Below are 21373 nucleotides of genomic sequence, written 5' to 3' on the forward strand. Positions count from 1 at the left end.
ACCGGACATTGCCGCGCGCAACCATATCGGCTCCGGCGCATTGTTCTGCGACGGAGGCAGGCATGCGGCTCGACGACGAAAGCGAAAGCAGCAATTTCGAGATACGCTCGGGCAGCGGCGGGGGCTTCGGGCTTCCCATCGGCATCCCATTAGGGCGCGGCGGGCTCGGCTGCGGCTCGCTGGTCGTCATCCTGATCATCTCGATGGTGCTGGGCGTGAACCCGTTTTCGCTGCTGGGCGGATCGGGCGAGGTCGCGCCGACCACGGAGCGCAGCGTGCCGGGCTCGGCGCCGGCTGAAAAGACGCCGGTGATGAGCCAGTCGCTCAAGATCCTCGGCTCGACCGAGCGCGTCTGGGGCCGCCTGTTCGAGGCGCAGGGCGCGACCTATCGCCCGACGACCTTGGTCTTCTATTCGGGCGGCACCCAGGCGGGCTGCGGCTTCGCCAACGCGTCGGCGGGGCCTTTCTATTGCCCGGCCGACAGCCGCATCTATCTCGACACCGCCTTTTTCGACGAACTCGCCAACCGCTTCGGCGCACCGGGCGATTTCGCGCAGGCCTATGTCATCGCCCATGAAGTCGGCCATCATATTCAGGCGCTGGAGGGCACGCTCGGCCAGGTCCAGCGTGCGCAGCGGCAGCTGAGCGAGCGCGAGGCCAATGCGCTGCAGGTCAAGGTCGAACTGCAGGCCGATTGCTATGCCGGCGTCTGGGCGGCGCAGGACCGCAACCTGCTCGAGCCCGGCGATGCCGAGGCCGGGCTGCGCGCGGCGGCGGCGGTCGGCGACGACACGCTGCAAAAGGCGTCGCAGGGCGAGGTCGTGCCCGAGGCTTTCACCCATGGCAGCGCCGCCGAGCGTCAGGCCTGGCTCCGGCGCGGCCTGAGCAGCGGCGATCCCGCGCGCTGCGATACCTTCGAAGGGGCGCTGCGCTGATGCAGCGCTGGCCCGACCGGCTGTGGCTCGTCCGTCACGGCCAGAGCGCCGGCAATGTCGCGCGCGATGCCGCGCATGAGGCCGAGCTCGACCGGATTGCGATCCATGGGCGCGACGTCGACGTGCCCCTCAGCCCGCTCGGCGAACGGCAGGCCGATGCGCTCGGCCACTGGTTCCGCATGGCCCATCCGGACGAACGCCCCGACGTGCTGCTCGCCTCGCCCTATCTGCGCGCGCGGCAGACCGCCCGGCGCTTTCGCGCAGCCGGCGGGGCCGAGCCCGACGAGGCGATCTGCATGGACGAGCGGCTGCGCGAAAAGGAGTTCGGCATCCTCGACGGGCTGACGACGCGCGGCATCGGCAGCGTCCACCCCGAGCAGGCCGGGTTTCGCAGGCTGCTCGGCAAATTCTACCATCGCCCGCCCGGCGGGGAGAGCTGGTGCGACGTCATCCTGCGGCTGCGCTCGGTGCTCGACACCATCTCGCTCCACTATGCCGGGCGCCGGGTGATGATCTTCGCGCACCAGGTCGTCGTCCTCTGCCTGCGCTACATCATCGAGAATCTCAGCGAGGAAGAGATATTGGCGATCGACCGCGAGGCCGACGTCGCCAATTGCTCGATCACCGAATATCGCTTCGACCCCGACGCCGGCCGCAACGGCGCGCTCGTGCTGGCGCGCTACAATGTCACCGCGCCGATCGAACGCGAGGCGGCGCCGGTGACGCGCGAGCCCGACCCGATCATGGGCGCGCGAGGGTGAGGGGCTGATGACGGCATCCGAGGCCCTAGACAGGGACTGGCTGGCGGCGCACTCGCTGCCCGATCACCATGCGGGCACCGACAAGAATGCGCGCGGCCGGGTGCTGCTGATCGGCGGCAGCCTGTTCGTGCCGGGCGCGCTGGCGCTGACCGGCGAGGCGGTGCTGCGCAGTGGCGCGGGCAAGCCCCAGGTCGCGACCGTCGATGCCGCCGCGATGGCGCTGGGCGTCCGCATTCCCGAAGCGGCGATGATCGCGCTGCCGACCGACGAGGAGGGCGAGATCGACCCGGCGGCGGTCGCGCGGCTGGAGAATCCGGCGCGCCATGCCGATACGCTGCTGATCGGCCCCGGCATGGTGAGCAAGCCCAGCGCTGCCGCTTTGATCGAAGGTCTGCTCGACCTGTTGGAGCCCGAGCAGTCGGTCGTCCTCGACGCCGCCGCCATCTCTTGCGCGAGCAACATGCACGCGCTGGTGGGGCGACGGGCCGGCCGGGTGATCATGACCCCGCACCATGGCGAGATGGCCAGTCTCAGTGGCTTCGACATCGAGGACATCGCCAGCAATCCGCTTGGCAGCGCGCAGGAGATCGCGCAGCGCTACGCCTCGATCGTGGTGCTCAAGGCGGCGGAGACGCTGATCGTGGCCCCCGACCGGACCCCGCTCCTCTATCGCGGCGGCGGCGTAGGCCTCGCGACGGGCGGATCGGGCGACGTGCTGGCCGGCATCATCGCGGGATTGGCCGCGCAGGGCACCGACCCCTTCGAAGCCGCCGCCTGGGGCGTGTGGCTCCACGGCGAAGCCGGCCGCCGCGCCGCCGAACGGCATGGTGCGATCGGGTTTCTGGCGCGAGACCTGCCGGTAGAGGTGCCGCGGTTGCGCGAGGAGGCGGGTGCGGGGGGAGGGGCCGGGTTGAACGTGAGCACCCAATCCTAGCCATAAACCAAAAGAGCCTAGCGGTCACTGGCTCTAATGCTGTCCACGCTTCGCCAAGTGCTACACCTTAAAAAATAATTGAATAAGTTGGGCCTGACCGTCCGAGGTCGAGAGGAAGCCGCTTTTTCCTTGCGACTTTGCAAACGGCAGGAGTCGCAAGCAGCGGTCATGCGGACTCTACCATAATGAGACTGCAGAGTAAGAGCCATTATGCCAGCTCAAGAATGACAGCTTTAGGGGCTTGGGACGACGAGCGGACGCTCCATTGGCGATGCTATTGGCACTGAGACAGGCTTCCAGCCAAGTGTGGCAATTCCCTCCCGCAACTGCGGCCACTCGTCAGCCGAACCAGCTCTTGAACCCCATAATGCCACTGGTACCCGGCCGTCCGACGCTTTACGGTGTGCGTTCAGGGAGGCCCCATTGAGTAAAAATGCAACGCGCCTTGTCGGCAAGTTCTACACGCCTGCAAAAGTTGCCAAGCGACTGATCGCGCTTGTCCCGACTCCGCCCGAGAGTATTTTGGACCTCTGCTCCGGGCCGGGTGCCTTGTCGTCCGCCGCGCTCGATCGATGGCGGCCCGCCAATGTGGTGACAATCGACAACGACCCCGAGGTTCGACCTGAGTTCGATGACATGGCTGAAAAGGTGCATCGGCACGTCGTGGCCGACGCCCTGCGTTTGCATGATGGCAGCCTTGGACCTGGCGGCACCTTCGACCTTGTGCTTACCAATCCTCCATTCGGTCATCGTCCTAGCTGCGAGTACCTCTCCCAGTCCGTAGACAGATCGATTACCGGTAGGGGAGACCGATCGGTGACGGCCGAGATGGCCGCTTTGGGTCAGGCATTGTGGTTCTTGAAGTCGGGCGGAATCGTCGCTTCCATCATGCCAGACACCCTAGTCGCGGGCACTCGCGCAAGATGGTTTAGGCAACGACTTGAGCAATTAGCCGAACTGGTTGCGGTTGAATCACTTCCGCCGAGTACCTTCCGCCGTACCGACGCCAAAGCGTATCTCGTAGTCCTACGAAAGTATCGTCTGCCTATCTTGGACGGCAATGAGGCTGGGCTTCACCTAGCGGATCTGCCTTCCTCAGACTGGCGCGTTCGTATGGCGCCGGAAGATTCCAGCGCAGGAGAGAAGCTTACAGACCTCGGCGTGCAGGTCGTCCGCGGGGTGACGAGCGCCACGACGGCGCGGGCGGAGCGTCGCGCGCTTTTTCACACCGATGGGTTCGTCAGTGCGGCAGATCATGGTTTGATTGAGCTTCGCGGGCGCAACCCCTATCCTGATGCAGTCGAGGCCGGCCCTGGCGACATTCTGATCGCGCGAGTTGATCGGAACATCGAGAACAAGGTGGCGCTCGTCACCAGTGGGACTCTTCCCATCTCAGACTGCGTCTACCGGCTTCGCTGCCCACAGCCCGTAACGGAGCGCGTCTGGCGTTGGCTCCGGTCTCCTGATGGCCGTACGGGCATCGCCGCCGCTGTCCGAGGAGTGTCCGCGAGGCATCTTCCCAAGGACGAACTGCTCAACTTGCGGATAGGCTGATCGGGGTTGTTTAGTCGGGCCAGCGCTCTAGTTTAGGCCGGAATGGGAGGCAGGGGTGACAACAGCGACGCAGGATGACGACGGCTTTGAAGAGCGCGCCGACCAGCTTACCGACGAACAGATCAGGACCGATACGATCGTCCAAGACCATTTCGACGAGGTCAATCGTGCGCTACTACGCAAGGGGCTGACGCTGATCGTTGGGCCGCGCGGTTGCGGGAAAACACACATGATGCGGTTCGCTGCGGTCAGCTGTCGGCAGAAGAGCTCGGCACCATTCGCCATCTATGTCAGTTTCAATCGCTATCTTCGTCTTGAGCCGTTGCTCAGCTCCCGCTCTGATGCCATTCCGCTCTTCCACGCATGGGTTCTAGCGCTGATCGCGCTGGGCTGTTCGGATGCTCTCTCGGCGTTAAGCGGGAAGTTCGCGAATAAGCTTTGGATCACTTTTCCAGTCAGCAAGGATGAGGTCGGTAAGTTCGTCGAGCGGGTCGAGCGTGGCACTCCCGCCTCCAGTCTGGACCAGACGGTTATTGCTGCCCTCAGTATCCAGACGGTGAAGGACATGATCCGCGACGCCGCGGAACTGGCTGACAGGACGAGGTCGATCGTCTTGCTGGACGATGCTGCGCTGACTCTCACCCCAGAGTATCTCGTCGAGTTCTTCGACATCGTTCGGGTATTGAAGGCCAACGACATCTCGCCCAAGGCTTCTGTCTATCCAGGAACGACCGAGTATGGGCCGCGATTCCACGCTGATCACGAGGGTCAGTCAGTGCCAGTGTGGCTTTCAATCACGGAACCACGCTACCTCGATGTTATGCGCGACATTGCACAGCGTCGGCTCGTCGGCTCCGAAGCCGTCTCAGAAATCGTGTCGCAGTCTCTGATGTATGCAGCTTTTGGCGTGCCGCGGGCCTACTTGACCATGATGCGCGCGTGGATGGATCGAGCGGACAAAAACTCCGACCAAGCTATTCTGAATCAACTAATCCGGGGTCATCGCGACGCCCGATTGTCCGAGTTTAAATCAATGGCGCTGAAATTGCCTAAGCTGGGCACCATGGTAGAAACCGGCGCTGCATTCTTCGCTTCGCTGGTCGAAGCTCTGAAGGAAGCCAACGCAGACAGCTCAACCGATGGCGTTCAACTGCAGGTCGGAATCAATGCTGACGGCTTCGACCCGATGACTAACCGCATGCTAAATCTCCTGATCGAAGCTGGTCTGGTCCGGGAGGACGCTGAGGTGTCCCACGGACCTGACCGGCGGTTGCGACGGGTATCGCCACATGTGGGTGCTCTCATCGCGGAACGCGCCATTTTTCGAGGGCGCGGCGGCGGAGCGCGACCGATCGTCGAGACCCTCGGAGGAAAGAAATCGAAGCATCCTGTGCGGCGGGCGCTCTCGCGACTCATCGACCCGGCTCGCCTCAATTCTCTGCACTACGACCTTCCGCCATGCCAGCACTGTCAGACGCCGCGGCTCAACGACACACAGCGATTCTGCCATGCGTGCGGCAAGAAGCTTTTAGACGGATCTACGTTTACGCGGTGCATGGGACTACCGATTAGCGAAATCCCCAATCTCTCGAGATTTACCCGCGACTCTCTTCGCGAACTCAAGATTGAAACGATAGGCAGCATCGTAACAATGCAAGATCCGGGCTCGGAGCTACGGAAGGCGCGCGGGGTTGGCCCATACCGTTCCAGCCGTGTACTGGAGCGGATCAACGAATTCGTCGACGAGTTCCTCTCTTGACGTCCGGCGCCGATTACCGCGCCGTCACGACGTTGCAGGCGCTACCGAGCATACACACGGAATCGATGTTCGATCGCACCCCCCTTCGTCGGGAAGCCAGCCCAATCGATCTATTCATCGCGAGCACGGACGACATCAATCGACTATATCTCCAGTATATCACGCAGGAACTTCCTACACCGCTCGGAAGCTTGGTGCTGCTGGGTTACGCTTCGGCAGTAGAGTCATATGTGAGGGCGGTAATTCGGAGAACCATCCTAGTCGACCCGATTGCAAGCAGCAGAGTGGCGATGCAGACGCTGCCCTACGGCGCTGCATATCATCATGCAAAGGACCGCCTGCCGGAAGCACTGCTTGAGGGTTACTCGTTTTCAAGTGCCAAAAATATCGCCGACGCGCTCGACGAGGTGCTCGGAATTCAGCTTAAAGGTTCGGAGGTGCAGGCCGTCATGGGCGACTTCTCGCGGATATGTGAGCTGCGTCACTGTTGTGTACATCGAGGCGGGCGCCTGGGGAGCCGTAACGCCATAAAATTAGGACTGGACGCACACGGACAGCTTTTGGAACGCCCGTTCCGCCCATCAGTAGACGACTTGCAGGACATCGCCGATACCCTTCGAACATTCGTCAAAACGTTCAACAACTTCCTGTTCGCTACGGTCTTGGAACGGACAGTCCGCCACGGGGGCGCGACCGTACCGGAGGTTCCTTGGACTTGGAGGTGGGATTGGGCACAGGACAAGCGTCACTTCGCACCATATTATCGGATCTTCGCGTCACAGGCCGATGTGCCGCCATCTCCCTCCCTGCGCCGGGCATATACGAGCTTCGCAATGAACGTGCGACCAGGCGGAGATTTCTGGCTGAGTGCCCGCGCAATGCGGAAGGCGGCCAACGGCAATACACAGAGGCTTGCCTCCGGCGCGAAAGGGGGAGTGGATGCGCCGCCGGATGGTTCGCAGCTTGCTGACGGCCCTTCGGGACCTTGACTGCCCTCTATCACTCGCATCTTTTCGCCGCGAGGCGTTATCAGAAAGCTATCCTCAACCTCATCGCACCGCACGAATTGTTCCTGCCGTGCCTTCCGGTCAAATACCTCAACTCGCGTTTCCAAGTGGTCCGGTGCGAGCGGGGCATAGAAAGTATACGGTCTGCCTACTGCCTGACCGTTCGATCGTCGATAGGTCAACAACCGGCAGCTTTTTCGAAATGCTTTCGACTATTCGAACGATCGTGATTGGGGTACGAAGTCGACCCGCCAGTTTGTCCTACTGTCCGCTCCTGCGATCCATCACGAGCAGACATTTCAAACTACACCGTATTTCACCTTTCAGTCTCGACGCTGCGAGCGGCCGTCCCTTTCGCCAATATCGACCCATCGATCCCCGCAACCGACGTGACCCCCGTCAGCGACATCGCCACGCGCATCTCGGCCTCGATCAGGCGCAGCACATGCGTCACGCCGGCTTCTCCACCGCCCGCCAGGGCATAGACCCACGCTCGCCCCAGCAGCACCGTCTTCGCGCCCAGCGCGAGCAGGCGGACCACGTCGAGGCCGGAGCGGATGCCGCCGTCGGCGAGGAGGACCAGGTCGTTGCCCACCGCGTCGGCGATCGGGGGCAGGGCGCGGGCGGTGGAGAGGACGCCGTCCAGCTGTCGGCCGCCATGGTTCGAGACGATGATGCCGTCGACGCCGTTGCGGGCGGCCTCGCGCGCGTCCTCCGGGTCCAATATGCCCTTGAGGATGATCGGGCCGCTCCACAGTGAGCGGACGAAGTCGAGATCGGCCCAGCTGATGCCGGGATCGAAATTGGCGCCGACCCAGGCGAGGAAATCCTCGATCCCGCTCTTGCCCGCCAGCACCGGCGCGACATTGCCGAGATGGTGGGGCCGGCCATGGAGGCCGACGTCCCAGGCCCAGCCGGGCCGCGCCATGCCCTGCAGCAGGCGGCGCAGCTTGCCGAGCGGCCCTGCCGCCCCGGCGAGGCCGCTGCGATAGTCGCGGTAACGGGTGCCCGGCACCGGCATGTCGACGGTGAAAACCAGCGCCGAGCAGCGCGCCTCGCGGGCCTTCTCGATCAGGTCGCGCATGAAGGCGCGGTCGCGGATCATGTAGAGCTGGAACCAGAAGGGCCGGGTGGTGCCGCGCGCGACCTCGTCGATCGCGCAGGCGGAGACGGTGGACAGGGTGAAGGGAATGCCGGCGGCTTGGGCGGCGCGCGCCGCCTGGACCTCGCCGCGCCGGGCGGTCAGGCCCGCGAGGCCGATCGGTGCGAGGGCGACGGGGAGGGCGAGCTTCTGCCCGAACAGCTCAGTGGACAGGTCGAGCCGGGACACGTCGCGCAGCACGCGCTGGCGCAGCGCGATCGCTTCGAGATCGGTGATATTGCGGCGCAGCGTCACTTCGGCATAGGCGCCGCCGTCGATATATTCGAACAGGAAATGGGGCAGGCGCCGCTGGGCGATCCGCCGATAATCCGATGCTGCCGCGGCCTTCATCCGTCCCTCCGTCGCGCGGAGCCGGTGATAGCGGGGGGAGGCCCCTCCCGCCACGCCGAAACGCGAGCGGGAGGGGCAGAAAGGGCCTTTAGTGCCGCATTTTCCGAGCCGTTGACCGCGCACGGTCAACTTGAAAATGCTAGTTCAGGCCGGGAAATTGCCGGCGATGGCGATCTGCGACAGCGGCAGGCGGTCGCTGGGGGCCTCGCGCTCGCGCAGCTGCTCGGGCAGCACCTCCGGATCGCCCTGCCGGCCGATGGCGGCGGCGGCCTCGATCCGGTAATCGTCGGGCACGCCCAGCTCGGTCTTGATCGCGTCGAAGTCGATCCCCGTCATGCCATGCGCGCGCAGGCCCAGATGCTCGGCCTGCAGGGCGAGCGACATCCACGCGGCGCCGGTGTCGAAGCTGTGGCTGTGCGACGGCTTGCCGTGCGAGGTGGTGGCGGACAGGAAGAAGACGAGCAGCCCCGACTTCTCGGCCCAGCTCTGGTTGAACGGGATCAGCAGCTTCAGGAAGCGATCCCAATTGGCGTCGCCGCGCTCGGCATAGAGCAGGCGCCAGGGCTGGGCGTTGAACGCCGACGGCGCCCAGCGCGCGGCTTCGAACAGGGCGTCGCGATCGGCGGCGTCGATCGACGAGCCGTCGAAGGCGCGCGGCGACCAGCGGTTGACGAACTGATCATGGACTTTGGCTTCGGTGCTACGGCCGGTCATGTGCTTTCTCCCGGAAATCTGCGGTCGTTGCGAGGGCTAGCCGTTTTTGCCGCACAGCACCATCGCAGGGTTGGAAACGATGCGTTGCGGAATCGGGTTGCGCGGCCCCGGCACAGGCGGCAAAGCGCCGCGCAGATCAGAACAGGCGGGGGGATGCCGATGGTTATGGGACGCAGGCTGCGCGGCCTTGGTGCTGCGGTTGCGATGGGCTGGGCGGCGAGCGCGCAGGCGGCCGAGCTGTTCATCGAGCCGGTCATTCGCCCCGACAGCGGCGACACGGCCTTCATCATCGTCGCCTCCGCGCTGGTGCTGTTCATGACGCTGCCGGGGCTCGCCCTCTTCTATGGCGGCCTCGTCCGGTCGAAGAATTTCCTGTCGGTGCTGATGCAGTGCTTCGCGATCGCGGCGCTGGTCTCGCTGCTGTGGCTTTTCGGCGGCTACAGCCTCGCCTTCGCGCAGGGCACGCCTTGGATCGGCGATCTGTCGGGCATCGGCCTGGCGGGCATGGACGGGGTGCGGAGCGGGCTGACCATCCCGGAAAATGTCTTCGCGCTCTACCAGATGATGTTCGCGATCATCACGCCCGCGCTCGTCATCGGCGCCTTTCCGGAGCGGGTGCGCTTCGGCTGGGTCATGCTCTTCTCGGCGGCGTGGCTGCTGCTCGTCTATATCCCTTCGGCGCATTGGGTCTGGGGCGGCGGCTGGATGGCGGGGCTGGGCGTGCTCGATTTCGCGGGCGGCATCGTCGTCCACACGACGGCGGGCATTTCCGCGCTCGTCATCGCGCTGATGATCGGGCGGCGGCGCGGCTTTCCGCAGACGATGATCCCGCCGCACAGCCCGGCGATGACGATGATCGGCGCAGGGATGCTGTGGGTCGGCTGGTTCGGCTTCAACGGCGGATCGGCGCTGGCGGCGGGCGCTGCGGCCGGCAACGCTTTGCTGTCGACGCATCTGGCGGCCTCGGCCGCCGCGCTTGCCTGGGCGCTGCTCGAGCGGGTCAAGATCGGCAAGTCGACCTCGGTCGGCCTCGTCACCGGCGCGGTCGCCGGGCTGGCGACGGTCACGCCGGCGGCCGGCTATATCTCGCCGATCGGCGGGGTCGTCTGCGGCATCGTCGGGGCGGCGATCTGCTTCTACGCGGTGCTGGCGGTCAAGCAGCGCTGGAAGGTGGACGACTCGCTCGACGTCTTCGCGGTCCACGGCGTGGGCGGCATGACCGGATCCCTGCTGCTCGCCCCGCTCGCCACCACCGCGCTGGGCGGCGTCGGCCTCGCGGAGGGCCGGACGGTCGTCGACCAGCTTGGCGCGCAGGCGCTGGGTGTCGGGGTGACGGCGATCTGGTCGGCGGTTGCGACCGTGATCCTCGCGAAGCTGGTCGCGCTGATCGTGCCGATGCGCGTCGATGCCGAGGCCGAGCATGACGGCCTCGACCTGTCGAGCCATGGCGAGCGCGCCTACGAGTTCGACTGAGCCTTTCGGGCGCCGCGGCGCGGGTCAGGCGCGGCGCTGCGGCAGCACGATCGCTTCGAGCAGGTCCATCGGCATCGCGCCATTGCCCAGGACCTTGGCGTGGAACCGGCGGCGGTCGAAATCCTTGCGCAGCCGCGCCTTGAGCCGGTCGCGCATCGACAGGATGCGGAGCTGGCCGAGCTTGTAGCCGAGCGCCTGACCCGGCCAGGCCATGTAACGCTCGATCTCCGCGACGATCTCGCTCTCGGGCGACCCGCTATTCTCGGTCATATAGGCGATCGCCTTCTCGCGGCTCCAGCGCAGCTGGTGCATGCCGGTGTCGACCACCAGCCGCACGCAGCGGAACAGGTCGTCGCCCAGCCGCCCGATATCGCCCGCCGGATCGTCGGCATAGACGCCCAGTTCGGCGGCCAGCCGCTCGGCATAAAGGCCCCAGCCTTCGGAATAGGCGTTGAAGCTGGCGATGCGCAGGATCAGCGGGGCCTGGGGCAGGGACAGCAGCGTCGCGCCCTGGGTGTGGTGGCCCGGCACGCCCTCATGATAGCTGAGCGTCGGCAGCGTGTAGCGCTGGACGCCCGCCATATCGCGCAGGTTGATCCAGTAGATGCCGGGGCGCGATCCGTCGAGCGAGGGGCCGTCATAGAAGCCGCCGGGCGCCGAATCCTGCGTCGCCTCCGGGACGGCGCGGATCTCCAGCTTCTGCGTCGGGATCATGGTGCGGGGCAGGAAACTGGCCTGCCGCGCCTCCATCGCGGTGACGAGCGAGCGGACATAGGCGAGCAGTTCGCGGCGTCCCTCGGCGCTGTCGGGGAAGCGCTGTTTCGGATCGGCGGCGAGCGCGTCGAGCTGGTCGCGCAGCCTGCCTTTGGTGAAGCCCAGCTGGCGCAGGCGTGCGGTGAGCTGGCCCTTCACCAGTGCGACCTGCTCCAGGCCGATGCGGTGGATCTCCTCGCCGCTCAGCGGGCTGTCGCCGATCGAGCGGATGTTCGCGGCGTAGAGCGCCTCGCCATCGGGTTGCGCCCAGACGCCGCTTTCGGCGCGGCCGCTCGGCATCATCTCGCGCACCCGTTCGCGCAGGCGGCCGAAGGCGGGGCGTGCGCGCTTCTCCAGCGCGGTGATCGCGCGTTCTTCCGCCGCTGCGCGGAAGCGCGGGTCGAGCCCGGCCTTGGCCATGCGTTCGCGCAGGGCGACGATCAGGGGGTGCTGGTCGGCCGGGCCGCGCAGGAAATTCTCGACCACCGGCAACGTCTTGTCGAGCAGCGCGCGGGGCGGGATGCAGCCGGCGGCCTCGTCTGCGCGGCTCTTCTCGATCACCCCGTCATAGCCTTTGGCGAAGCCATCGAGCTTGCCGATCCAGGCGTCGACCTCGACCGGTGACGACAGCGCCTGCTGCGACATCATGAAATTGGGCGTGTTCACGATCGGCCCGGAAATCTGGTTGAGCACATAGGGCTCATGCGCGGTGAACCAGAAGGGGTTGGGCCGGCCATAAGCGATGCCGGGGGTGCGCAGGCCGTTGGCCATCACCGCCGCCGCTATGCGCAGCCGCAGCGCACCGAGGGCATCGCCGGTGCAGGACAGCCCGTCGATCGCCCGCGCGGCATCGCCGATCGCCGATCGCCATGCCGCTTCGCCTGACGGAGAGAAATCGTCCATCGCGTGCGAGAAGACCCCGCCCTCGGCCGCGCCGGGCAGGCCGCCATAGACGGCGGTCTCGGGCGTATGGCGGAGCAGCTTCAGCGTGATCGCGTCGAGCGGCGTCGTGATCGGGCAGGGGCCGGGGCGCTTGGGGGGGACCGGAACCGGATCGGCGGCAGCCAGGCGGGCCGGCAGGGCAGAGGCGAGGGCCGAGGCTCCGAGGAGGAGGCCGAAGCGGCGGCGCGAAAGGGCGGAAGCCGTTGTTCTGGTCATCATTCCAGACAGGTGGTGACATTTTCGGGAGGGCGCGGCAACAGTCCGCCGATGTTCAGGATCGAATCGAACGGCGATATCGCCCGCCTCAGCCTCGACCGCGCCGATGCGCGCAATGCGATCGGCATCGACCAGTGGCCGAAACTGACGGCCCATCTGGAAGAGATCGTCGCGGGCGGCGCGCGGGCGCTGATCGTGCGATCGGACGTGGCGGGGATCTTCTCCTCGGGCGCCGACCTCGGCGATCTCGACGGGCTCGCCGCCGATCCGGCGCGCCGCACCCTGTTCCGGGTCGAGATGGCCCGCGCCTTCGACACGCTCGCCTCGCTCCCGATCGCGACGATCGCGGCGGTCGATGGCGGATGCTATGGCGCGGCGGTTGCGCTCGCGCTCGCCTGCGACATCCGTATCGCGGGCAGCAAGGCCGTGTTCGCGATCACGCCCGCCAAGGTCGGCATCGTCTATCCGGCGGGCGACGTCGCGCGGCTGAAGGCGCAGGTCGGGCCGGGACAGGCCGCGCGCATGATGCTGACCGGCATGGTGATCGACGCGGCCGAGGCGGCCCGCATCGGGCTGGTCGAGCAGCTCGTCGACAGCGCCGATGCCGCCGCCGCCGACATGGCCGCGCTGGTCGCCGCCAATTCGCGCAACAGCGTCGCCGGGCTCAAGCGCATCCTGGCGGGTGATGGAGAGGCCGACCGGCTGTTCGACGATGCCTTTGGCGGGGTCGATTTCCGCGAGGGGCTGATGGCCTTCCGCGAGCGTCGCAAGCCGGTCTTCCGCTGATGCCCAAGCTGCTGCTGATCGCCGATCATGCGTCGAACCATGTGCCGGCCGATGTCGATCTGGGCATCGATCCGGCGCTGCTCGATCAGCATGTCGCGATCGACATCGGCGTGGGGCCGCTCGGGCGCCTGCTCTGCGAGCGGCTGCCGATGGACGGCATCTTCGGCCCGGTGTCGCGCCTCGTGATCGACCTCAACCGCGAGGAAGATGCGCCGGGCCTGATCCCGGTCGAGAGCGACGGCCATGCGATAGCCGGCAATGCCGCGCTCGATGCCGATGCTCGGGCGGCTCGGGTCGAGCGGTTCTGGCGGCCTTATCATCGCGCCATCGCCGACCGTATCGCCGCCGACCGGCCCGACCTGATCGTCTCGCTCCACAGCTTCACCCCGCGTCTCGCCAGCCGTCCCGAGGAAGCGCGGCCGTGGCAGGTCGGTGTGCTCTACAACGAGGACGACCGCGCGGCGCTCGTCGGGCTCGACGCGCTGCGCGAGGCCGGAATCATCGCCGGGGACAACGAGCCCTATTCGGGCAAGCTGCTCAACGCGACGATGAACCTGCACGCCGAGGCCAATGGCATAGCCTATCTCGGCCTCGAAGTGCGGCAGGATCTGATCGGCGATCCGGCCGGCGTCGCCCATTGGGGCGACCGGCTCACGCCCGTCATCGCCCGCGTCGGCGCCGCCTTCGCCTGATATCGGCGCCTGATCGAGGGGGCTTCGCTCAGCCCGCCTTGTCGAGCGCCTGTTCGAGGTCGGCGAGGATGTCGTCGATATGCTCGAGTCCGATCGACAGCCGCACATAGCCTTCGGACACGCCGGTCGCGGCCTGCTCCTCCGCCGACAGCTGCGAATGGGTCGTCGTCGCGGGATGAATGGCCAGGCTGCGCGCATCGCCGATGTTCGCGACATGGTAGAAGAGCTGGAGCGCGTCGATGAAACGCCGCCCCGCCTCGCGTCCGCCGGCCAGTTCGAAGCCGAGCAGTCCGCCCGTCCCGCCGGTCAGGTAGCGTGCCGCGCGCTCCGCTTGCTGTCCGGTTTGGAGCGAGGGGTGGATGACCCGCGTCACGTCAGCGCGTCCCTGCAGGAAAGCGGCAACCTTGGTCGCATTCTCGCAATGCCGTGGCATGCGCAGCGGCAGCGTTTCCAGCCCCTGCAGGATCTGGAAGGCGTTGAACGGCGACAGCGCTGCGCCGAGGTCGCGCAGCAGGATCGTCCGCGCGCGCAATATATAGGCGATCGGACCGAGCGGCTTGGCGGCTTCGTTCCAGATGGCGCCATGATAGCTCGGGTCGGGGGTGTTGAGCGTCGGCTGGCGCTCGGGCACAGCGCCCCAGTCGAAATTACCCCCGTCGACGATCACGCCGCCGATCGAGGTACCATGCCCGCCGATATATTTGGTCGCCGAATAGACGACGATGGCGGCGCCATGGTCGAGCGGCCGGGCGATCAGCGGGGCGGCGGTGTTGTCGACGATCAGCGGAATGCCGAGCGGCCGGCCGAGCGCTGCGATCTCGGCGATCGGGCAGACGACAAGCTTGGGGTTGGGCAGCGTCTCGGCATACCAGGCGCGGGTGCGCTCGTCGGTCGCGCGGACGAAGGCCTGGGGGTCGGACGGATCGACGAAGCGCACCTCGATCCCCTGGTCGCGCAGCGTGTTGGCGAAGAGATTCCAGGTGCCGCCATAGAGGTCGGTGCTGCTGACGACATTGTCGCCGGCACGGGCGAGATTCTGGATCGCATAGGCGGAGGCCGCCTGTCCCGAGGCGACGGCGAGCGCGGCAGCCCCGCCCTCGATCGCAGCGATGCGCTGCTCCAATATGTCGGTCGTGGGGTTGCCGATGCGGGTGTAGATATTGCCCAATTCCTTGAGCGCGAACAGATTGGCCGCATGCTCGGCGTCGCGGAACTGATAGGAGGTCGTCTGGAAGATCGGCGGCGCGACCGAACCCGTGCCCGGATCGGCGCGCCACCCGGCGTGGAGCGCGAGCGTTTCGGGGTGCAGCGTGCGTTCGGTCATGGTCATCCTTCCAGCGATCCCGGCCTCGCAAGGGCCGTCGCCGACAGCCTATCGCCCCGGCGTCCGAAACGAAGAAAGATTTCCTTTCAGGCCGCTACCGAAGGCGGCGTTGACGCGGTGGACGCCAGTTCCTGAACCGCCGCCAGGACTTCGGCGGCGCGAAAGGGCTTGGAGATCATCGGCCGTTCGGCATGACGCGCAGGAAGATGCTCGCGCCCATAGCCGCTCACGAAGGCGAAGGGGATGCCCCGCTCCAGCAACTCATCCGCCACGCGATCGACCGGTTCGCCGTTGAGATTGCCATCGAGCAACACCGCGTCGGGTGCATCGTTGGCGATAACCTCCAGCGCCTGCTCGCAGGATGTGGCCGGGCCCAAGGCGAGATGGCCCGCATCCTCCAGTTCCATCATCAGGTCCATCGCGACCAGGGGCTCATCCTCGACGACGAGAATCTTCAGCGGCCTTGCCGGGTCGTTCTGCGGCGGGGGAGGGGCCGGTGCGGCGGCGGACGGTGTTGCGCTACCCGGCGGCAGTTCGGCGACCTGAAGGCCAGTGTTGCTGTCCACGCTGCGCAGCGGCAGGCACAGGTGCCAGGCGATCCCTTCGGGGCGATAGATCAGCTCGGCCTTGCCGCCTTCGGAAACGAGGCTCGACTGGATCAGCGTGCTACCGAAGCCGCGCTTGTCGAAGGGCGCCACCACCGGCCCGCCGCTCTCGGACCAGTCGAGCAGGACGGTGTCGTCCTCGACCCGCCAGGCGAGCGAGACATGCCCGCTGTCGTTCGAGAAGGCGCCATATTTATGCGCGTTGGTCGCAAGCTCGTGCAGCACCAGCGCGAAACGCAGGGCCAGCTCGGGGGACAGGTCGAGCAGGGGCCCGTCCATGTGGAAGCGGTCGGCGGTTACCGCCCCGATCTCGAACTGATCGGCGATCAGGCGGCGGAGGTTGGCGCGTTCCCAGGTCGCGCTGCTCAGCAGGGAATGCGCGGCGGCGAGCGACTTGATCCGTCCGGTGAAGGCTTCGCGGAATTCGGCCAGATCGTCGGCGTGACGGAAGCTCTGCGAGGCGATCGCTTGCACCGTCGCCAGCGAATTCTTCACCCGGTGATTGAGTTCACCGACCAGCAGCCGCTGCGTTTCCATCGCGCGCTGACGTTCGGTGACGTCGAGCACCTGAAGCATGCCGCTCGATGCGCGGTTCCGCGTGCCCGCGACCGTCGAGCAATACCATTCGCCCGCCCGAACGCTGCCGTCCGCGCGCAGGAAACGATGCTCCTGCATCTCGCTATTCTCGCCCTCCAGCAGGCGGTGCATCGACGAGACGAAGCTGCTGCGATCGTCATCGGGCAGGAATGGGGCCTGATGGAGCAAGACGCCCAGCATATCGTCGGCGCTATAGCCGAACAGCCGCTCGGCACCCTTCGCCCAGGTGACGATGCGCAGGTCTGAATCGATCTCGATCACCGCCATCGGCGAATTGTCGCCATGCGCGCGCAGCCGGCCGAGGGCGAGAGCGAGTTCGTCGCGTTGTCGGGCAAGTTCGCGCCGCTGGCGGGCCAGTTCGACGAAAACCGACACCTTCTGATTGAGGACATGGATGTCGTAGGGCTTGAGCAGATAGTCGACAGCGCCCGCTTCGAAGCCGCGGAAGCGGCGCGTTTCGTCGGTGGCGATGGCGGTCAGGAAGATGATCGGGACGGCGCGCGTGCGCTCGGTCCCGCGCATCAGTTCGGCCAGTTCGAAGCCGTCCATGCCGGGCATCTGCACGTCGAGCAGCGCCAGCGCGAAGTCGTTGCGCAGCATCAGTTCCAGCGCCTGCTCGCCGCTGCTGGCGGTAACCAGTTCGACGCCGGGCTGATCGAGCGCCGCTTCGAGTGCGACGAGGTTTGCGGGCACGTCGTCGACCGCGAGGATGCGGATGACGCTATCGGACATCACGGGCCTCGTCCGCCGGGACGGCGTTTCGCCGATAGATTTTTTCGTGGGTGGCAAAGTCGGTGAAGAGGCCAGCGCATCGCGAAAAATGGAGCGTCTCCTTTGAGCCGAGGCCGAGGAAGCCGCCGACCGGCAGCGAACGGGCGAAGATGTCGAGAGCGCGGTCCTGCAGCGCGCGCTCGAAATAGATCAACACGTTCCGACTGGATACGAACTGCACCTCGGAAAACACTGAATCGCTTGCAAGATTATGGTCAGCGAACACCGCCCGTTTGCGCAAGGTCGGATCGAACCGCGCGGCCCCGAAGGCGGCTGTGTAATAGTCGGAGAGCGACGCCCGCCCGCCCGCAGCCTGATAATTGCGGGTGAAGCCGGCAAGGCGATCGAGATCGTAAATCCCCGTCTCGGCCTTTTCGAGCGCGCTCGGATTGATGTCGGTGCAATAGAAGATCGTGCGGTTTTCCAGCCCCTCTTCGCGGAACAGGATCGCCAGCGAATAAAATTCCTCCCCATTGGCGCAGCCGGCGATCCACACCTTGATTGACGGCCAAGTCGCGAGGTGCGGCAGCACGTCGGTGCGCAGTCGCGCATAATAATAGGGGTCGCGGAAGAACTCGCTGACCTGGATCGTCATGAAGCCGAGCAGCGCCGGCAGCGTGCCGACATCGTGGAGCAGGCGGTGCTGGAGCTCCGACAGGCTCGCGCAGTCGAAATGGCTCTGCGCCCGTTCGAGGCGCCGCTGCAGCGACGGGCGGCTATAGTCGCGAAAATCATAGCCGTAGCGCCGCCAGACCGCTTCGACGATCAGGTCGGTCTCGATCTCGGCGACATCCTCGGCGGTGAAGCTCATCGCGGCATCCACACGCGGATCAGCGACAGCAGCTTATCGATGTCGAGCGGCTTGGCGAGATAATCGTTGGCGCCGGCGGCGAGGCATTCCTGCTGGTCACGCTCCATCGCCTTGGCGGTCAGGGCGATGATCGGCAGGGTCGCGAATTGCGGCCGCTTGCGGATCTCGCGCATGGCCGTGAGGCCGTCCATCTCGGGCATCATGATGTCCATCAGCACGAGATCAATGGGCGTGCCGCCAACTTGTTCCGTCGCGTCAACGATTTCGAGCGCCTCGCGTCCGTTGCGGGCGATCCGCACGTCCACGCCATGGGGTTCGAGCACGCCGGTCAGCGCATAGACGTTGCGGATGTCGTCTTCGACGATGAGGATACGGCGGTTCTCAAGCGTGCCGTCGCGGCCAAGGGCGCGGGCGAGCATTTTCTGCTGTTCGCTCGGCAGTTCGGACACCACCTGATGAAGGAACAGGGTGACCTCGTCGAGCAGGCGTTCGGGCGATTTGGCGCCCTTGACGATGATCGACTTGGAATAGCGCCGCAGCCGCATTTCCTCGTCATTGGCGAGGTCGCGGCCGGTGTAGACGATGACCGGCGGGAAGCCGACGCTCTCGTCATTGCTGAGCCGTTCGAGCAGGTCGAGGCCCGGCATGTCCGGCAGGTTGAGATCGAGCACCATGCAGTCGAAGGTTTCCCGGCCGAGCTTCTCAAGACATTCGGCCGCACTGTGCGCGTTGACGGTCTCGACGTCGCGCGAAGCCAGCAGATGGCGGATGCTTTCAGCCTGCTGGGTGTCGTCCTCGACGACCAGCACGCGCCGCAGCCGCTGCTCCATCCGCGCTTCGAGCCCTTCGAGCATGTCGACCAGCGTGTCGCGGCTGACGGGCTTCAGCAGATAGCCGACCGCACCGCTGGCGAGCGCAGCCTGCGTATCCTCATCGGCCGACACGATATGCACCGGGATGTGCCGCGTGCGCGCATCGCGCTTGATGCGGTCCAGCACCGACAGCCCGGTATGGTCGGGCAGATGGAGATCGAGGATGACAGCATGCGGCAGATATTGGCGGGCGAGCAGAGCACCCTCATCGGCGGTGCCTGCGATCAGGCATTGGAAACCGACTTCGTGCGCCAGATCGCAGAGGATGCGCGCGAAGGCGGGATCGTCCTCGACGACCAGAATGACGCGGCTGTCGCCCGACAGGATGGAGCGATCATCCTCGGTCCGCTGGGCGACCCGGTCGGGCCGGGACGATAGCGGTGCGACCGGTTCCGACCGCGGCTGGAAGCTGCGCGGTGCGGGCGTGCTCCTGGCTCCGCCCTGGAATTTTTCCGGCAAGGCGATGCTGAACGCGCTGCCCTCGCCGAGGATGCTGTGCAGCGAGATATCCCCACCCAGCAGCCGGGCAAGTTCGCGCGAGATCGAAAGGCCTAGCCCGGTACCACCATATTTGCGGCTGATGCTGCCGTCGGCCTGGCGGAAGGCTTCGAAGATCATGTCATGCTTGTCGGCGGGAATGCCGGGACCGGTGTCGCGGACCGACAGGCTGATCAGCCCATCGTCTCTGCGGCTAGCCTCTAACGCGACTTCGCCGCGCTCGGTGAACTTGATCGCGTTCGACAGGAAATTGCGCATGATCTGTTCGAGACGCTGGACGTCGGTCTCGATCATGGCGGGCACGTCATCGTCCTGGCGCAGATGGAAGGACAGGCCCTTGGCCTCGGCCGCAGGCTGGAAGCTGTTGCGCAGCTTCTCGAACATGTCGTCGAGCCGGGTCGGGCGCGGCTGCAGCTCGAGCTTGCCGGCTTCGATTTTCGAGATGTCGAGAATGTCGTTGATCAGGATGAGCAGGTCGTTGCCCGAGGTCTCGATCGTCTCGGCGAAGCGTACCTGCTCGTCGCTGAGATTGCCATGGCGGTTCTCGGCGAGGAGGCGCGCCATGATGAGCAGCGAGTTGAGCGGGGTGCGCAGCTCGTGGCTCATATTGGCCAGGAATTCCGACTTATAACGGCTTGCTTGTTCGAGCTCGGCGGTCTGGGCCTTGAGGGAGGCCTGCGCCCGTGTCAGCTCGTCGCGCTGGGCCTCGAGCGAACCGGTCTGCTCCTCGAGCAGGGCGTTGTTGCGCTCGAGCTCCTGCTGCTGGTCCTCGAGCTGCGCCTGCGAGCGGAGCAGCTGCTTGCTCTGCTCCTCCAGCTCGTCGTTGGTGGCGCGCAGTTCCTCGCTCTGCGCCTGCAGTTCCTCGGCCTGCTGCTGCGTCTCTGCCAGGAGATTCTGCAGGCGGGCGCGATATTTGGCCGAGCGGATAGCTGTGCCGAGGTGACCGGAAACCAGTTCCAGGAAGTCGGGCAGGTCCTTCGGCTTGGCGCCCGGCTGGTCGAGAAAGCCGATCTCGACGACCGTGTTCACCATCCCGTCGACGCGGCCCGTGCCGACGATCAGGCTGCGAGGCTTGGCGCTACCCAGGCCGCTGCCGAAGGTGAGATAGCCGTCGGGTACATCGTCGACGACCAGCGTCCCGCCGCGCCGGATGGCGTCGCCGAGGAGGCCGTCATTGCGGCCGATGCGGTCGGGTGTGGGTGTCGATGCGGGTACGCCCGTCGATGCGACCCGGCGATACTCCTCGCCATCGCGGACATAGACGAGCCCGGCGGCAGCGCCGAAGCGCTCGACGATGAAGCCAAGGGTGTTGAGCCCGATTTCCTCGGGAGTCTGCTCGCCGCCGGTGCGGCGGGTCAGTTCGGCTTCGGCCTCCCGCATCCACTGCTGTCGCCGCGAGTCGAGGCGGTAGCTGATGAACATCGTGCCGATTCCGGCGAGGAGCATGTTCACGATCGTCGCCAGCGAGCGGTTGAGAAGCGCGAGCGCGGGATCGACACCGGTCGGCGCGTTGTAGAATCCGATCGCCATACAGACCACGGAGAGTGCGGCGGCCGCAATCGGGAGCAAACGATAGGGGCTGGCGAAGGCGATGACCGTCGGCAGAAGGTAGATCACCCAGATGGCGGTTCCGAGCGGGAAGGAGATGTCCGCGACACAGGTCAGCGCCAGGATCAGTGGAAGACCGAGGAGATAGAGATAGGAACGACTGCTCCCGCTCGTGAAAGAAAACATCCTGTAACTTCCAGCGGGGATCGGTGCAGACGGACGCGCGAACCACCCCCCGGTAGAGTTCGCCGTTCGGCCCAAACGCCCGTGTTTCAAGCAGGTTCCCAAAAATTTCATCCTGCGCCGCTGGAACGCTCTGCAAACGCTTC

Annotated in this window: 16 protein-coding genes; 9 read left to right on the forward strand and 7 right to left on the reverse strand. The window is 65.9% G+C overall.

Features of this window, described 5'->3' with window-relative positions; translation table 11 throughout:
* The first annotated feature begins 62 nt into the window (after positions 1-62).
* The 6 genes from ypfJ (at position 63) to ACNI3R_RS08260 (ending at position 6932) form a co-directional block, all read left to right on the forward strand.
* Positions 63-935: a KPN_02809 family neutral zinc metallopeptidase gene (gene ypfJ, locus ACNI3R_RS08235; protein WP_426181832.1), complete on the forward strand. Its 873-nt coding sequence runs from the start codon at positions 63-65 to the stop codon at positions 933-935.
* Positions 935-1696 (forward strand): histidine phosphatase family protein, encoded by a 762-nt coding sequence (locus ACNI3R_RS08240; protein WP_426181834.1) that lies wholly within the window; start codon positions 935-937, stop codon positions 1694-1696. The genes ypfJ and ACNI3R_RS08240 overlap by 1 nt, the downstream gene beginning before the upstream one ends.
* Before the next feature lie 7 nt (positions 1697-1703).
* Positions 1704-2630 carry an NAD(P)H-hydrate dehydratase gene (locus ACNI3R_RS08245; protein WP_426181837.1) on the forward strand — a complete coding sequence of 309 codons (927 nt, stop codon included), beginning with the start codon at positions 1704-1706 and terminating at the stop codon, positions 2628-2630.
* A gap of 423 nt (positions 2631-3053) precedes the next feature.
* Positions 3054-4184, forward strand: a complete 1131-nt coding sequence (locus ACNI3R_RS08250) for an N-6 DNA methylase (protein WP_426181840.1) — start codon at positions 3054-3056, stop codon at positions 4182-4184.
* 55 nt (positions 4185-4239) lie between these two features.
* Positions 4240-5943, forward strand: coding sequence for an ORC-CDC6 family AAA ATPase (locus ACNI3R_RS08255; protein ID WP_426181842.1), 1704 nt, complete (start codon positions 4240-4242; stop codon positions 5941-5943).
* A 290-nt stretch (positions 5944-6233) separates the two neighbouring features.
* Entirely contained in the window at positions 6234-6932 is a 699-nt protein-coding gene (locus ACNI3R_RS08260) for a hypothetical protein (RefSeq protein ID WP_426181845.1), read from the forward strand.
* 334 nt (positions 6933-7266) lie between these two features.
* Here the strand turns inward: ACNI3R_RS08260 and lldD are convergent, their stop codons facing one another.
* Both lldD and ACNI3R_RS08270 read right to left on the reverse strand, forming a co-directional pair.
* Positions 7267-8442 carry an FMN-dependent L-lactate dehydrogenase LldD gene (gene lldD, locus ACNI3R_RS08265; RefSeq protein ID WP_426181847.1) on the reverse strand — a complete coding sequence of 392 codons (1176 nt, stop codon included), beginning with the start codon at positions 8440-8442 and terminating at the stop codon, positions 7267-7269.
* 144 nt (positions 8443-8586) lie between these two features.
* On the reverse strand, positions 8587-9156 hold the full coding sequence (locus ACNI3R_RS08270) for a nitroreductase family protein (RefSeq protein ID WP_426181850.1): 570 nt from the start codon (positions 9154-9156) through the stop codon (positions 8587-8589).
* Positions 9157-9309: 153 nt separating this feature from the next.
* Between ACNI3R_RS08270 and ACNI3R_RS08275 the strand changes: the two genes are divergently transcribed.
* Positions 9310-10629 carry an ammonium transporter gene (locus ACNI3R_RS08275; protein ID WP_426181853.1) on the forward strand — a complete coding sequence of 440 codons (1320 nt, stop codon included), beginning with the start codon at positions 9310-9312 and terminating at the stop codon, positions 10627-10629.
* Between the two features lie 24 nt (positions 10630-10653).
* Here the strand turns inward: ACNI3R_RS08275 and ACNI3R_RS08280 are convergent, their stop codons facing one another.
* Positions 10654-12540, reverse strand: coding sequence for a DUF885 domain-containing protein (locus ACNI3R_RS08280; protein ID WP_426181856.1), 1887 nt, complete (start codon positions 12538-12540; stop codon positions 10654-10656).
* Positions 12541-12591: 51 nt separating this feature from the next.
* Between ACNI3R_RS08280 and ACNI3R_RS08285 the strand changes: the two genes are divergently transcribed.
* Both ACNI3R_RS08285 and ACNI3R_RS08290 read left to right on the forward strand, forming a co-directional pair.
* Positions 12592-13326, forward strand: a complete 735-nt coding sequence (locus ACNI3R_RS08285) for an enoyl-CoA hydratase/isomerase family protein (protein WP_426181859.1) — start codon at positions 12592-12594, stop codon at positions 13324-13326.
* On the forward strand, positions 13326-14018 hold the full coding sequence (locus ACNI3R_RS08290; protein ID WP_426181862.1) for an N-formylglutamate amidohydrolase: 693 nt from the start codon (positions 13326-13328) through the stop codon (positions 14016-14018). Before ACNI3R_RS08285 ends, ACNI3R_RS08290 begins: the two co-directional genes overlap by 1 nt.
* A gap of 28 nt (positions 14019-14046) precedes the next feature.
* On the opposite strand, the gene ACNI3R_RS08295 is transcribed toward ACNI3R_RS08290, so the two are convergent.
* The 4 genes from ACNI3R_RS08295 to ACNI3R_RS08310 form a co-directional block, all read right to left on the reverse strand.
* Positions 14047-15342 carry an O-acetylhomoserine aminocarboxypropyltransferase/cysteine synthase family protein gene (locus tag ACNI3R_RS08295; RefSeq protein ID WP_426181865.1) on the reverse strand — a complete coding sequence of 432 codons (1296 nt, stop codon included), beginning with the start codon at positions 15340-15342 and terminating at the stop codon, positions 14047-14049.
* Positions 15343-15428: 86 nt separating this feature from the next.
* Positions 15429-17276 carry a response regulator gene (locus tag ACNI3R_RS08300; protein WP_426181868.1) on the reverse strand — a complete coding sequence of 616 codons (1848 nt, stop codon included), beginning with the start codon at positions 17274-17276 and terminating at the stop codon, positions 15429-15431.
* Complete coding sequence (locus tag ACNI3R_RS08305) at positions 17266-18126, reverse strand: CheR family methyltransferase (protein WP_426181870.1); 861 nt, start codon at positions 18124-18126, stop codon at positions 17266-17268. The genes ACNI3R_RS08300 and ACNI3R_RS08305 overlap by 11 nt, the downstream gene beginning before the upstream one ends.
* Entirely contained in the window at positions 18123-21230 is a 3108-nt protein-coding gene (locus tag ACNI3R_RS08310; protein WP_426181872.1) for a response regulator, read from the reverse strand. The genes ACNI3R_RS08305 and ACNI3R_RS08310 overlap by 4 nt, the downstream gene beginning before the upstream one ends.
* Positions 21231-21373 lie beyond the last annotated feature (143 nt).

This window comes from Rhizorhabdus antheiae (assembly GCF_049889055.1).
In the GTDB taxonomy this organism is placed as follows: Bacteria; Pseudomonadota; Alphaproteobacteria; order Sphingomonadales; family Sphingomonadaceae; genus Rhizorhabdus.

Excerpts from the sequence above, each read along its gene's own strand:
- ACNI3R_RS08290 (WP_426181862.1), top strand. The coding sequence starts at position 13,326 with ATGCCCAAGCTGCTGCTGATCGCCGATCATGCGTCGAACCATGTGCCG.
- ACNI3R_RS08285 (WP_426181859.1), top strand. The coding sequence starts at position 12,592 with ATGTTCAGGATCGAATCGAACGGCGATATCGCCCGCCTCAGCCTCGAC.
- ACNI3R_RS08295 (WP_426181865.1), bottom strand. The coding sequence starts at position 15,342 with ATGACCGAACGCACGCTGCACCCCGAAACGCTCGCGCTCCACGCCGGG.
- ACNI3R_RS08310 (WP_426181872.1), bottom strand. The coding sequence starts at position 21,230 with ATGTTTTCTTTCACGAGCGGGAGCAGTCGTTCCTATCTCTATCTCCTC.
- ACNI3R_RS08260 (WP_426181845.1), top strand. The coding sequence starts at position 6,234 with ATGCAGACGCTGCCCTACGGCGCTGCATATCATCATGCAAAGGACCGC.
- ypfJ (WP_426181832.1), top strand. The coding sequence starts at position 63 with ATGCGGCTCGACGACGAAAGCGAAAGCAGCAATTTCGAGATACGCTCG.
- ACNI3R_RS08275 (WP_426181853.1), top strand. The coding sequence starts at position 9,310 with ATGCCGATGGTTATGGGACGCAGGCTGCGCGGCCTTGGTGCTGCGGTT.
- ACNI3R_RS08245 (WP_426181837.1), top strand. The coding sequence starts at position 1,704 with ATGACGGCATCCGAGGCCCTAGACAGGGACTGGCTGGCGGCGCACTCG.
- ACNI3R_RS08300 (WP_426181868.1), bottom strand. The coding sequence starts at position 17,276 with ATGTCCGATAGCGTCATCCGCATCCTCGCGGTCGACGACGTGCCCGCA.
- ACNI3R_RS08305 (WP_426181870.1), bottom strand. The coding sequence starts at position 18,126 with ATGAGCTTCACCGCCGAGGATGTCGCCGAGATCGAGACCGACCTGATC.
- ACNI3R_RS08270 (WP_426181850.1), bottom strand. The coding sequence starts at position 9,156 with ATGACCGGCCGTAGCACCGAAGCCAAAGTCCATGATCAGTTCGTCAAC.
- ACNI3R_RS08280 (WP_426181856.1), bottom strand. The coding sequence starts at position 12,540 with ATGACCAGAACAACGGCTTCCGCCCTTTCGCGCCGCCGCTTCGGCCTC.
- ACNI3R_RS08240 (WP_426181834.1), top strand. The coding sequence starts at position 935 with ATGCAGCGCTGGCCCGACCGGCTGTGGCTCGTCCGTCACGGCCAGAGC.
- lldD (WP_426181847.1), bottom strand. The coding sequence starts at position 8,442 with ATGAAGGCCGCGGCAGCATCGGATTATCGGCGGATCGCCCAGCGGCGC.